General features: G+C 67.9%; 10 protein-coding genes. 6 read left to right on the forward strand and 4 right to left on the reverse strand.

From position 1 onward, the window contains the following. Positions 1-257: 257 nt before the first annotated feature. On the forward strand, positions 258-671 hold the full coding sequence (msrB, locus tag ROR02_RS14495) for a peptide-methionine (R)-S-oxide reductase MsrB (RefSeq protein ID WP_147164760.1): 414 nt from the start codon (positions 258-260) through the stop codon (positions 669-671). Between the two features lie 182 nt (positions 672-853). Then, positions 854-1951 carry a PRC-barrel domain-containing protein gene (locus ROR02_RS14500; protein ID WP_147164761.1) on the forward strand — a complete coding sequence of 366 codons (1098 nt, stop codon included), beginning with the start codon at positions 854-856 and terminating at the stop codon, positions 1949-1951. 93 nt (positions 1952-2044) lie between these two features. On the opposite strand, the gene ROR02_RS14505 is transcribed toward ROR02_RS14500, so the two are convergent. From ROR02_RS14505 to ROR02_RS14515, 3 genes are read right to left on the reverse strand one after another with little or no spacing between them, the layout of a single operon-like run. Next, complete coding sequence (locus ROR02_RS14505; protein ID WP_147164762.1) at positions 2045-2860, reverse strand: metal ABC transporter permease; 816 nt, start codon at positions 2858-2860, stop codon at positions 2045-2047. After that, positions 2853-3665 carry an ATP-binding cassette domain-containing protein gene (locus tag ROR02_RS14510; RefSeq protein WP_246135570.1) on the reverse strand — a complete coding sequence of 271 codons (813 nt, stop codon included), beginning with the start codon at positions 3663-3665 and terminating at the stop codon, positions 2853-2855. The genes ROR02_RS14505 and ROR02_RS14510 overlap by 8 nt, the downstream gene beginning before the upstream one ends. Beyond that, a complete protein-coding gene (locus ROR02_RS14515; protein ID WP_281291050.1) occupies positions 3655-4146 on the reverse strand; it encodes a Fur family transcriptional regulator in 492 nt (163 codons plus the stop codon). The genes ROR02_RS14510 and ROR02_RS14515 overlap by 11 nt, the downstream gene beginning before the upstream one ends. Positions 4147-4277: 131 nt before the next feature. Here ROR02_RS14515 and ROR02_RS14520 point away from each other — a divergent pair, with 131 nt between their 5' ends. After that, complete coding sequence (locus ROR02_RS14520; RefSeq protein WP_147164765.1) at positions 4278-5273, forward strand: zinc ABC transporter substrate-binding protein; 996 nt, start codon at positions 4278-4280, stop codon at positions 5271-5273. 90 nt (positions 5274-5363) lie between these two features. On the opposite strand, the gene ROR02_RS14525 is transcribed toward ROR02_RS14520, so the two are convergent. Continuing rightward, the gene (locus tag ROR02_RS14525; RefSeq protein ID WP_147164766.1) at positions 5364-7025 is read right to left on the reverse strand and encodes a polyphosphate kinase; all 1662 of its coding nucleotides are present in this window, start codon (positions 7023-7025) and stop codon (positions 5364-5366) included. 339 nt (positions 7026-7364) lie between these two features. Between ROR02_RS14525 and gap the strand changes: the two genes are divergently transcribed. The 3 genes from gap to ROR02_RS14540 all read left to right on the forward strand — a co-directional run bounded on the left by gap (position 7365) and on the right by ROR02_RS14540 (position 12009). Further along, positions 7365-8372, forward strand: coding sequence for a type I glyceraldehyde-3-phosphate dehydrogenase (gene gap, locus ROR02_RS14530; RefSeq protein ID WP_147164767.1), 1008 nt, complete (start codon positions 7365-7367; stop codon positions 8370-8372). A gap of 272 nt (positions 8373-8644) precedes the next feature. Next, positions 8645-9841, forward strand: coding sequence for a phosphoglycerate kinase (locus ROR02_RS14535; protein ID WP_147164768.1), 1197 nt, complete (start codon positions 8645-8647; stop codon positions 9839-9841). Positions 9842-9993: 152 nt separating this feature from the next. Next, positions 9994-12009 carry a lytic transglycosylase domain-containing protein gene (locus ROR02_RS14540; protein ID WP_246135571.1) on the forward strand — a complete coding sequence of 672 codons (2016 nt, stop codon included), beginning with the start codon at positions 9994-9996 and terminating at the stop codon, positions 12007-12009. Positions 12010-12063 lie beyond the last annotated feature (54 nt).

Here is a 12063-nt window from a genome sequence, read left to right on the forward strand (position 1 = left end):
GGGGAGAACCATGAAGCTTCGCGTCGGGAGGCCGGTTTTTACGCCCCCTCCCCTCCCCCGTCAACCGCTTTTTTCAAAAAAATGAAAGGGGGCTCCGGGGCATCGCCCCGGGCGGGTGTGGGCGGCAGCCCACCAGGCGCACCGCGCCCGAAACGTCCAACCGGCCGACGTGTGTTTGCTGGACAGCCCCCTCCCCCTTCCCCACATCGAAGAAAGAGCGAAACACCCTCGCCCTTTGTTCAAACGAGGATATGCCCATGACGCAGTGCGGCCCGGGAAAACCCCAAACGCAAGAGGATGCTCTTTCTCCCGAGGCAGTCGCGGTGTTGCGCCAGCACGCCACCGAACGCCCGTTCACCAGCCCTCTGAACCACGAAAAGCGCCCTGGTCTGTTCACGTGCGCGGGCTGCGGCGCGCCCTTGTTCCGGTCCGACGACAAATACGACAGCGGATCGGGCTGGCCCAGCTTTACCCGGCCGCAAGCCCCGCAAGCGGTCGGGACCAGCGCGGACCGCAGCCACGGCATGGTCCGCACCGAAGTCCATTGCGCGACCTGCGCCGGTCACCTGGGGCACGTGTTCGACGATGGCCCCGCTCCGACCGGGGCGCGCTACTGCATCAACGGCCTTGCCTTGCACTTTACCCCCCACGAGGATGAACCGGCCCCTTAAGCGTTTGCCAGAGGAAAGCAGGCGCCGCTTTGTTCGAAAAAGGAAAACGCGGACAAAGGGGTCCGGAGCCGGCCCGCTTCCATCCGAAGCGGACCGGCTTTTAAGGGCCAGGGGCGCCCTTTCCCTTCCTTTCGTGTCGCCCGTATGCTGGGAAATCCTCGAACCGCCGTGGAGATCCGGTGATGATGCGCCTTCGCTTTTTCCTGGCCTGCCCGCGCCTGGCGGAGAAGCCCCCCTTGGACCGGCAGCCCACCCTGGGCCGGCAGCCCACCCTGGGCCGGCAGCCCACCTTGGGCCGGAAGCCCACCTTGGGCCGGAAGCCCACCTTGGGCCGGATGTCGGCCGGGATGGCTTGCGTTGGCCTTGCCCTTGGCTTGACGGTTTGGGATGGAATAACGCCAGTTGCGGCCCAGGACACGCTGCCCGCCCAAGGGGGGCTGCCCGCCGACGGCGAGGAGTTGCCGGCCCTGGAGGGTCCCCTGGCCGTGCGAGACCTGCTGGGGCTGCCCGTGCGCACGTATGGCGGCGCGCCGCCGGTGGCCACCGTGGACGACGTGCTGATCAAGGCGAACGGCACGGTCGACAAGATCGTGCTCGACGACGGCACCTTTTTACGCATGGGCGTGGATGGCAAGCGGGTGGCCCTGCCCTATGGCGCCTCGGTCACCGTTCCCGGTGCCGACGGCCGCCCGGCGTATTTGCGCATCAACATTGCCCAGGCCTATGGCCAGGTGATCCGCGAATTCGTGTACGCCCTGATCTCGCCCACCGACATCGCCGCGCGGGCCGTCATCGGGGCGCCGCTGGCCGCCGCCGACGCGCCGTCGGTTGGCAAGGTGACCACGCTATGGATCGCGCCGGGTGGGGTTATTGACCACGCCGACGTGGACCTGTCGTCCCTGGGCCGATCCGTGGGGTGGACAATCAGCGTTCCCTTCCGGGATCTTGTGTTCACGCGGTCCCGCCCCGAGGCGGAAACGAGGGTGAGCACCCGCCTGACCCAGGCCGGGCTGCGGGCCCTGTCGCCCGAACCGCTGCCCGCGCCGGGCGACGTGAATCCCACGACGACCACCGTCCCCTGGAACACCCCTCCGGCCCCGGCCCGGCAGGAAGTTCCGCCGGCCTTTTCCACGTCACCGGCCCCGCCTTCCCCGGCCGGGGGCCTGACGGGGCAAAACGCGCTCCCTGTTCAGCCGCCGGCGTTTTCCGAACCGGTCTCCCCCCCCACGGGAGAAGGCGCGCCGCTCGCCCCCTTGCCGGCCGCCGGTAGCCAGTACTGACCGGGCCGTTGGTCCTTGCCTCCCCCCGGGGGCAAGGACCGAACGTTCCAGAGCATCGAAACTCCATCAGAATTATTTATTTAAAATAACGCATTACGACGTTTTATTAATCCATTGCCTTAGCTGGTCCATCCCAGCCACCCCAAGGCTGCCGCCCACGAACAGCCCCAGGGCCACCACGACCATGGAAGGACCCGCCGGGGTATCGGCCGCCATCGAGACGCCCAACCCGCCGGCCACCGCGACCAGTCCCAGAACGGAAGCCAGGACCGCCATGCTCTCGGGTGACCGGGCCCAGGGCCGGGCCGCCGCCGCCGGGATGACCATCAAGGCGGTGACCAGCAACACGCCCACCACTTTCATGGCCAGCGCCACGACCCCGGCGATCAGCCCCATGAGAACCATGTCAAGCAGGCGGGTGGGCACCCCTTCGGCCTGGGCCAGATCGGGATCGAGAGTGGTGGCAAGCAGGCCTCGCCACGCGACGGCAAGGACGGTCAGCACGCCCACGACCCCGCCGCCGATCAGGGCGACATCGCGCCACGACACGGCGAGGACATCGCCCAGCAAAAGGCCCAGCAGGTCGATCCGGGTCGCCATGACCGCGACGGCGGTGAGGCCCAGGGCCAGGGCGCCATGGGCGAAGACACCGAGCACCGTATCCAGGCTGAGCCAGCGCCGACGGGCCAGGACCGACAGCCCCACGCTCAACACCAAGGCCAGGACCAACACCCCGACCAGGGGCGGCGCGCCGACCGCCAGGGCCAGGGCCACGCCCAGCAAGGCGCCATGGGCCATGGTATCGCCGAAATACGCCATGCGCCGCCACACGACAAAGCACCCGAGCGGCCCGGCCATCAGGGCCACCCCCGCGCCGGCGAGCAAGGCGCGCAACAAGAAATCATCCATGGTGGGATCGGGCCCCTTCCGGAAGATCCGCCGGTGGCGAGGGAAGATCGCAGGCCGAGGGTTCTTTATGATGAGAATGAGGATAAAGGGCCAGCGACGCGGCCCGCGCTCCGAAAAGAGCCTGGAACGTCGGCAGCTCGGCCACCGCCCGCGGCGAGCCCGAACAGCAGATCCGGCCATTCAGGCAAATAACCCGGTCGGTGGCCGCCATGACCACGTGCAGATCATGCGAAACCATGAAAATGGCGCAGCCCCGGGTGGTCCGCACGCGGGCGAGGAGATCGTAAAGCGCGGTTTCCCCCGCGAAATCAACGCCTTGCATCGGTTCGTCCAGCACCAGCAACGCCGGATCGCGCAACAGGGCGCGGGCCAGGAGCACGCGCTGGAACTCGCCACCCGACAGGATGCGGACCGGGGCGTCGATCAGGGCGCCGACCCCGGCCTCGTCCAGGGCGGCCTGGATGCGGGCCCGGGGAGCCCGGCGGGTGGCGCTGACCAGACGCGCGACGCTCAGCGGAATCACGGGATCCAGGGTCAGACGCTGCGGGACATAACCGATCCTCGACGCCTGAGGACGGTCAATGCGGCCCTCGCTCACCGGCACCAGCCCCAGCAGCGCCTTGACCACCGTTGTCTTTCCCGCCCCGTTGGGACCGATCAGGGTCACGATCTCGCCCGGGTGGACGGCAAGGCTGATTTCGCGCACCAGCCACCGCCCGCCCCCCTGAACCCCCACGCCGTGCAGCGCCACCAGGGGACGGGCAGGGTTTGGCGTGGGGGAAACGGATGCGGGCTCACTGTTCACGGTCGCTCTCCCTGGCGCGGCAATGGGCACACAGCCCATCCACTTCGACCACCGCCCGGCCATCGGGCAGGAAATCCGAGGCCCTGGCGGCGGCGCTCAGCAGATGTGTGACCGGTGCCCCGTCCTGTTCAATGACCGCGCGACACGAACGGCAGATCAGGAACTGGGGCGCATGGGGCCCGGTATCCGGATGCGGGCACGCCACGAAGGCGTTGAGACTGGCGAGACGGTGGACCAATCCCTCGGTCATCAGGAAATCCAAGGCGCGATACACACTCATGGGCGCGGGCCGGCCGGGCCCCTGGCCGGCCAGCCGCTCCAGAATGTCGTAGGCGCCCAGGGCATGGCCCTGCGGGGCCGCCCGCAGAACGTCCAGCACCCGCTGCCGGGCCGGTGTCAGGCGGCGGCCCGGGGGCGGCGACTTGTGGCCCTTGTCCCCCCCGGGCGACGGAGGATCGATCTGGTGCGCGTCTTGGGTCACATCCCCTCCCTTGCCAAACGTTATAACATCACACATGTTGAGGGAGTCAGAAAGCGGGTGCCTTGACTCCACCACCGCGCCGACAGGGTGCCCCTTCCCACGCGTTCCTTCAAGAAGGAGGAGATCCTTCCATGCGCCCCGTGAGGTTTCTTCGAGCTTTTACCCTGGCCTGGGTCGGCCTGCTCCCCCTGGGGGGGCAGGCGTTGGCCGATCCTCCCAAGGTCGTGGTCACGCTGGCTCCCCTGCACAGCCTGGTGGCCTCGGTCATGGCCGGCGTGGGGACGCCAACCCTGCTGATCAACGGCGCGGCGTCGCCTCATGGCCATGCCCTGCGCCCCTCCGACGCCCGGGCCCTGGCCGACGCCACGGTGGTGGTTTGGGTGGGACCGGCCCTGGAAACATTCATGATCAAACCGTTGGAGTCTCTTGATAAGAATGTGGTTCAAGTTTCCCTGCAATCGCTCGACGGCGTTCATGTCTTGCCGGCCCGGGATCTTGAAGATCTGGCGCCGCCTTCGGGGGACGGACACGACGTCCATGAACACGAAGAGCACGAAGACGAGGACCACGAAGACGAGGAACACGGGCACGCTCATGCGCACGCCCCGGGCAGTCCCGATCCCCATCTGTGGCTGGACCCACGCCATGGAGCCGCCCTTGTCCGCCGGATCGGCGGCATTCTGGCCGAACAAGATCCCGCCCACGCAGAAACCTACCGCCAGAACACCGAAAAGACCCTTGCCGCCCTGGCTTCCCTGGACCAGCGCCTGGAAGCACGCCTGAGCCCGGTCCGGGATCGCTCGTTCGTGGTTTTCCACGATGCCTATCAGTACTTCGAGCATCGCTATGGGCTGCACGCGGCCGGTGCCCTGACCCTTTCCCCGGAAACGCCGGCGGGAGCGGCGCGCATGGCCCAGGTTCGCCAGCACCTGATCGAACACAATGCCGCGTGCGTGTTTGCCGAGCCCCAGTTTTCCCGCGCGGTGATCGAAGCCGTGACCAGCGGCACCCCGGCCAGGGCGGCGACGCTTGATCCCCTGGGGGCCGACCTTGAGCCTGGCCCCGCCTTGTACGGGCAGATGATGACCCGGCTGGCCGACGCGCTGGCCGACTGCCTGACTCCGTGAGAAGAGTCCGCGACAAAAGCCCCGGGGGAAGCCCTTCCGCCTTGAACGCGGCGCTTCCCCCCTTTCGCGGTTCCCGGAAGCGGAGGCTTCCTACCCCTCCTTTTTCTTGCTTTTTTCCTTGTCGGCGTGGGTCTTCCGGGGGGGCTCGTTATTGATGTGAACGCCCAGGCGCGCCTCCAGGGCTTCGCACACGGTGGTCAGCACCTTGACGCGGGCGTGGTGCTTGTCGCCCGCCTCGACCAGGGTCCAGGGCAGGCGCGAGGTGCTGGTGCGCTCGATCATGTCGTTGATCGCGTCTTCGTACTGATCCCACTTTTCGCGGTTGCGCCAGTCCTCGCTGGTCAGCTTCCAACGCTTGTAGGGGATGGTTTCGCGCGCCTTGAACCGCGACAGCTGTTCGTCGCGGGTGATGTGCATCCAGAACTTGGCCAGCACGATGCCGTGTTCGACAAGCTGTTCCTCGAAATCGCGGATCTCGGCGTAGGCCCGGCGCCATTCCCGGGGCTGGGCAAAGCCTTCCACCCGCTCGACCAGAACCCGGCCATACCACGAGCGGTCAAAGATCAGCACCCGGCCGGCCCGGCTCAGGTGGCGCCAGAAGCGCCAGAGGTAATGATGGGCCTTTTCCTCGTCGGAAGGAGCGGCGACCGGGATCACCTGATAGTCCCGGGCGTCCAGGGCCTGGGTCAGACGGCGGATGGCCCCGCCCTTTCCCGCCGCGTCCCACCCCTCGAACACCAAGACGGTTGAAACCTGGCGGGTGCGCGCCTCGCGCATGAGCAGGTTCAAGCGCCCCTGTTCGTGGGCCAGACGCACCGCGTAGGTTTCCTTGTCCAGCACCAGATCCGTGGGCAGGCGATCCAGGATCGAGGGCAGGCCACGGCGAACCTCGCTCAGCAGGCGATCGACCTCGCCGCTTGCCGCCATCAAGGGGGCATGCCCCGGGGCGTCGGTGTCCATGGGGCTGGGGTTCCGCGGATCGGCCGGCGCCGCCTCTTCCTCGGCCAGCGCGACGGCATGACCCACCACCCGGCGCACCGCGCGTTCCTCCAGATGGCGGCGGATCGCGTCGCGCAGGGTCGTCAGAATGGTCAAGGAGCGATAGCGGTGATCCTGGCCTTCGACGATCTGCCAGGGGGCATAGCCGACGCTCGTGCGTTGCAACAGACGTTCGGCGGCGGCGATGAAGGCGTCATAGCGCCCCCAGTTTTCCCAATCGGCCGGCGTGACGCGCCAGCTTTGCAACGGATCCTTTTCCAGGGCCTTGAAACGCTGGCGCTGGGCTTCCTTGCCCAGGTGCATCCAGAACTTCAAAATCAAGGCCCCATCGTCGGCCAGGGTCCGCTCGAAAGCCGCGACTCGTTCCAGGGCCTTGTCAAAGGCGGCCTCGTCCGCGTGGCCCACGGCGCGGTCCCTGAACGGCCGCGAGTACCAGGACGACAAGAACAGCCCCACCCGTCCGCAAGGCGGCAGGTCGCGCCAGTAGCGCCAGAACTCGGGCCGTTCGCGTTCCTCGTCCGAGGCCGGGCCATAGGCGCGGGTCACGATCCAGCGCGGATCCATCCACTCGTTAATCAGGTTGATGCTTTCGCTCTTGCCGGCCCCATCGACACCCGCGAAGAGCACGATCACCGGAAAATCAGCCCCCAGAAGACGCTGCTGGAGTTCCAGGAGTTCGGTGCGCAAGGGCTCGGTCAACTGTTCGAACTCGGTGCGCGAGACCTTGCGTCCCAACTCGGCGGTCCGGAACATGCTTTTCCCTCCTTGTGGCCGGTGGGCCGGCGACCCGCCCCCGGGATCGCCCACCCCCTACCCTAGACCAACCGACAGCCCGACGAAAGAGCACCAGGTGCGCCAGAGCCTTTCGTCGGCCGGGCCCGTCCCCCCATCCCGTCCCATCGATTCCATGGATTTTAGAGATTTTCCGGAAATTCACGGCGGGGAGGGGTTGGGAAAAGACGATCGACCTGCTACTTTCCCGTCGGCCGCCGCCGCCCCGCCCTATATGGGAGGGAAGCCGCCGCGTGCCCAACGGGCACCCGACGGTGCCCACTGGCCCCGGTGCCATGCCACATGCAAGGAGGATGCCTTATGGCTGTTCGTGTTGCGATCAACGGATTCGGGCGCATCGGCCGCCTTGTCTTGCGCGCCCTTGTCGAATCGGGCCGCAACGACGTCGAGGTGGTGGCCATCAACGATCTGGGTTCGGCCGAGGCCAACGCCCATCTGCTCAAGTACGACTCGGTGCACGGCGTTCTGCCGGCCGAGGTTTCGGCCACCGCCGACAGCATGGTGATCAACGGCAGCCCGATCAAGGTGCTGGCCGAGCGCGATCCCACCAAGCTGCCCTGGGGCGACCTGGGCATCGACATCGTGATGGAATGCACCGGTATCTTCACCGACCGGGACAAGGCCCAGGTTCACCTGGATGCCGGCGCCAAGCGCGTGCTGGTCAGCGCGCCGTCCAAGGGCGCCGACCTGACCGTCGTGTACGGGGTGAACCACGACAAGCTGTCGTCCGAACACCTGGTGGTGTCCAACGCCTCGTGCACCACCAACTGTCTGGCCCCGGTTGCCTCGGTGCTGCATGCCACGTTTGGCATCAACCAGGGCTTCATGACCACCATCCACTCGTACACCGGCGATCAGCGCACCGTGGATACCTTGCACAAGGATCTGCACCGCGCCCGCGCCGCCGCCTTGTCCATGATTCCGACCACCACCGGCGCCGCCAAGGCGGTGGGCCTGGTGCTGCCGGAACTGGCGGGCAAGCTGGATGGAACCTCGATCCGCGTGCCGACTCCCAACGTGTCGGTGGTCGACCTCAAGGTCATCGTCGAGAAGAGCGCCACCCTGGAAGCGGTCAACGAGGCCATGACCGAGGCCGCCGCCGGGCGCCTGGCCGGCGTTCTGGGCGTCAACACCCACCCGCTGGTGTCGATCGACTTCAACCACAACAAGCTGAGCTCCATCTTCGATGCCCCCCAGACCAAGGTCATGGGCGGATCGCTGGTGCGCATTCTGTCGTGGTACGATAACGAATGGGGTTTCTCGAACCGTATGCTTGATACGGCCGTGGCGCTCGCCCGCCACATCTGACCCCCGTGCCGCCGGCCCCGCCGCCCCTGGTTCGCCCGGGGCGGCGGAATGCCGTTTGCGGCCCAGGGTTTCCTGGTCCGCCTCCCCGCCTGGACTCCGTCGGGTTCTCGCAGGCGGCGGGCGTACCCTGGATTGCTTTACGTGAGTTTGTCTTGTCGGGAAAAGCGGGATTCCTTTTCCCCTTGCGAACTCCAAGCCGGGCCGCGGGGGACACCATGCCCCGCGACAGCCGCGGCCGATCCCCGCGCAAAAACCCATAGGGAAAGCAGGCCATGCCTTCGTTCAAGAAACTGGAAGACCTGGATGTCAACGGCAAGCGCGTGCTGGTGCGGGCCGACCTCAACGTGCCGGTGCGCGACGGGAAGGTGTCGGATACCACCCGCATCGACCGCTCGGCCGAAACCGTGCGGGAGCTGGCCGACCGGGGGGCCTGCGTGGTGGTGTGCTCCCACTTCGGCCGCCCCAAGGGCGCCCGCGTGCCTGAAATGAGCCTGCGCCCGGTGGTCGAGCCTCTTTCGCGGGCCCTGGGCGGCCGCCCGGTCGCCTTCGCCGAGGACTGCGTGGGCCCGGCGGCCGAGCTGGTGGTCAATGGCCTGGCGCCCGGCGATGTCGCCCTGCTGGAAAACCTCCGCTTCCACGCCGAGGAGGAAAAGAACGATCCGGCCTTTGCCCAGAAGCTGGCCGATCTGTGCGATCTTTATGTCAACGATGCCTTTTCGTCGGCGCACCGGGCCCATGCCTCGACCGAATACATCGCTCATCTGGTGCCCTGCGCCGCCGGCCGCCTGATGCAAGCCGAGCTGGAGGCCCTGGGCAAGGCGCTGGAAAACCCGCAACGCCCCGTTGCCGCCGTGGTCGGGGGCGCCAAGGTGTCGACCAAGCTGGAACTGCTGGGCAATCTGGTGTCCCGGGTGGACCGCCTGATCATCGGCGGAGGCATGGCCAACACCTTCCTGTTCGCCCAGGGGACCGAGGTCGGCGCCAGCCTGTGCGAGCGCGACATGGCCGATACCGCGCGGGCGATCATGGACAAGGCCGCCGCCGCCGGCTGCACCCTGGTTCTGCCCATTGATGCCGTGGTGGCGCGCGAGTTCAAGGAAGGCGCCGCCAACGAGGTCGTGGCCATCGAGGCCGTGCCCGCCGACGCCATGATCCTGGACGTGGGCCCGGCCAGCGCCCAGGCGGTGATCGATACCCTGAGCGCGTGCAAGACCCTGGTGTGGAACGGCCCGATGGGCGCGTTCGAAATCAAGCCGTTCGACGCCGCGACCAATGCGGTGGCCCGCTGGGCGGCCGACGCGACCCGCTCGGGTACCTTGCTCACCGTGGCCGGTGGCGGCGACACGGTGTCGGCGCTGGCCAACGCCGGCGTGGTCGATGTGTTCTCGTATGTCTCGACCGCCGGCGGCGCCTTCCTGGAATGGCTGGAGGGCAAGACCCTCCCCGGTGTCGCCGCCTTGCAGGCGTAATACTTGGGGATGACCCGACGGTCCCGGCCTCCCCCGGACCGTCGGGGCCCTTTTCGCCACCGTTCGGGGAGCGCGTCGTCTCCCCGTGGCCCGCACGTGGGGTTTCGCCGTTCCCGACGCGAAGCCCGCATCGGAAGACGAGGTTCTCTCCCGTGGCTCTGCGTCTGATCGGTCGCCTTTTCGCTGGCTTGCTTGTCGTCATCGTCCTTCCCGGCCTGACCTGGGCCGCCGGACGCCCGGCTTCGTTGTCGGCCGCCGACGCGGCCACCTACGCCGCCGCCTTTCGCGCCGCCGACCTGGGGCGGTGGGGCGAGGCCCGCGCCCTGGCCGACAGCGCGAACGACAAAACCCTGCGCGACGTGATCGTGTGGCGTCACATGCGCACCGGGCCGCCCGATGGCCCGTCGCTTGATGAACGGCTGGCGTTTTTGAACACCCATCCGGACTGGCCCCTCACCGGCACCATCCGCCGCCTGATCGAGGAAGGGCTTCTGGCCTCGCCGGGCGGCGTGCCCGAGACCCTGGCCCTGTTCCAGCGCTTTCCCCCGGTCAGCCCGGCGGGCAAGCGGGCCCTGGCCCGGGCCCTGCTGGCCAGTGGCAACACGGCCCGGGCCACCGCCTTGCTGCGCGAGGTCTGGGTGGACGGCGACTTTTCCACCTCCGACGAAGCCGAAACCCTGAACGCCCTGGCCCCCTACCTGCGCGCCGAGGACCATTGGGCCCGGGCCGACCGGCTGTTGTGGGATGGCGACTATGACGACGCCCGGCGCATGGTCCCGCGCCTCGACGCGGGGCGGGCGGCCGTGGTTCAGGCGCGCGTCGTGCTGGGCACGGGCCAGGGCAACCCGGACGCGGCCGTGAACGCGGTCCCGGCGGCCTTGCAAAACGATCCCGGACTGGTGTTCGAGCGCGTGCGCTGGCGCCGCCGCGCGGGGCTGGATGACGGCGCGATTGATCTCCTGCTCAAGCATGGATCACGAGGTGGGCGAGATCAGCTGTGGTGGACCGAACGGGCCATCTTGCTGCGCGATGCCCTGGATCAGGGGCACATCAGCGTGGCCTACAAGCTGGCCGCCGGGCATGAACGCGACGAGGGCACCGCCTTCGCCGAGGGAGAATGGCTGGCGGGCTGGATCGCCTTGCGCTTCCTGCGCGATGCCAGGATGGCGCTGCCTCATTTTCGCACCCTGTACGACGGCGTTTCCTCCCCCATCAGCCGCTCGCGCGCCGCGTACTGGGCCGGACGCGCCGCCCAGGCCCTGAAGCGCCCCGAGGAAGCGGCGCGCTGGTATGGCCTGGCCGCCGCCCATCCCACCACCTTTTATGGTCAGATGGCCGCCGCCCGGCTGCGCTTGCCTCTTCACACCTTGCTGCCGCCCACCGATCCCCTGCCCTCGGCCGAGGAAGCCCAGGCCCTGGCCGGGGATCGCATGATGCGGATCGCCGCCCAGCTGATCGAGCTGGAACGCCACGATGAACTGCTGTCGTTCATGTACACCCTGGTCGGGGCCCATCCCGGCACCGGCGCCCGGGCGGCGCTGGCCGATCTGGTGCTGTCGGCGGGCCTTCCCGAAATGGCGGTGCGCCTCGCGCGGCGCGCCGCCCAGGATGCCACGGTGCTGCTGGCCGGTGGCTATCCCCTGCCCGACGGCCTGACCCCGGCCGTGCTGAGCCAGGCCCGCAACACTGGCCTGCCGGCGGCGGCGGCGTTCGGAATCATTCGCCAGGAAAGCAATTTCGATCACGAAGCACGGTCGTCCGCCGGGGCACTGGGCCTGATGCAGCTGCTCCCCTCCACCGCCCGGGCCATGGCCCAGGTCGAGGGGGTGGCCTTCGACCCCGCCTTGCTGACCCGCGACCCCGCCTTCAATACCCGACTCGGAACCCGCTACCTTGCCAACCTCATGGACCGTTTCGATGGATCCCTGGTTCTGGCGGCCGCCGGATACAACGCGGGCCCCAGCCGGCCGGCGCAGTGGATCCAGGATCATGGCGACCCCCGGCAGATGACTCCGGACGAGGCGATCGACTGGATCGAGCAGATCCCGTTCCGCGAGACCCGCAATTATGTACAGCGGGTGTTCGAAGGCGCCTTGGTTTATCGCCTGCGCCTGGGCGAAACCCTGGCTTCGGATACTCCAACCACCAACCTGATCCGGTTTCGCTAGAGTAATCCGAGACCAGGTTGGGCCATTTCTTGGCCCAACCTGGTCTCGAAGTTA

The sequence above is a fragment of the Pararhodospirillum oryzae genome (assembly GCF_007992075.1).
In the GTDB taxonomy this organism is placed as follows: Bacteria; Pseudomonadota; Alphaproteobacteria; order Rhodospirillales; family Rhodospirillaceae; genus Pararhodospirillum; species Pararhodospirillum oryzae.

Bases quoted from the DNA above. Each gene is read 5' to 3' on its own strand.
- ROR02_RS14505 (WP_147164762.1), bottom strand. From the start codon at position 2,860: ATGGATGATTTCTTGTTGCGCGCCTTGCTCGCCGGCGCGGGGGTGGCC.
- ROR02_RS14500 (WP_147164761.1), top strand. From the start codon at position 854: ATGATGCGCCTTCGCTTTTTCCTGGCCTGCCCGCGCCTGGCGGAGAAG.
- msrB (WP_147164760.1), top strand. From the start codon at position 258: ATGACGCAGTGCGGCCCGGGAAAACCCCAAACGCAAGAGGATGCTCTT.
- gap (WP_147164767.1), top strand. From the start codon at position 7,365: ATGGCTGTTCGTGTTGCGATCAACGGATTCGGGCGCATCGGCCGCCTT.
- ROR02_RS14520 (WP_147164765.1), top strand. From the start codon at position 4,278: ATGCGCCCCGTGAGGTTTCTTCGAGCTTTTACCCTGGCCTGGGTCGGC.
- ROR02_RS14525 (WP_147164766.1), bottom strand. From the start codon at position 7,025: ATGTTCCGGACCGCCGAGTTGGGACGCAAGGTCTCGCGCACCGAGTTC.
- ROR02_RS14535 (WP_147164768.1), top strand. From the start codon at position 8,645: ATGCCTTCGTTCAAGAAACTGGAAGACCTGGATGTCAACGGCAAGCGC.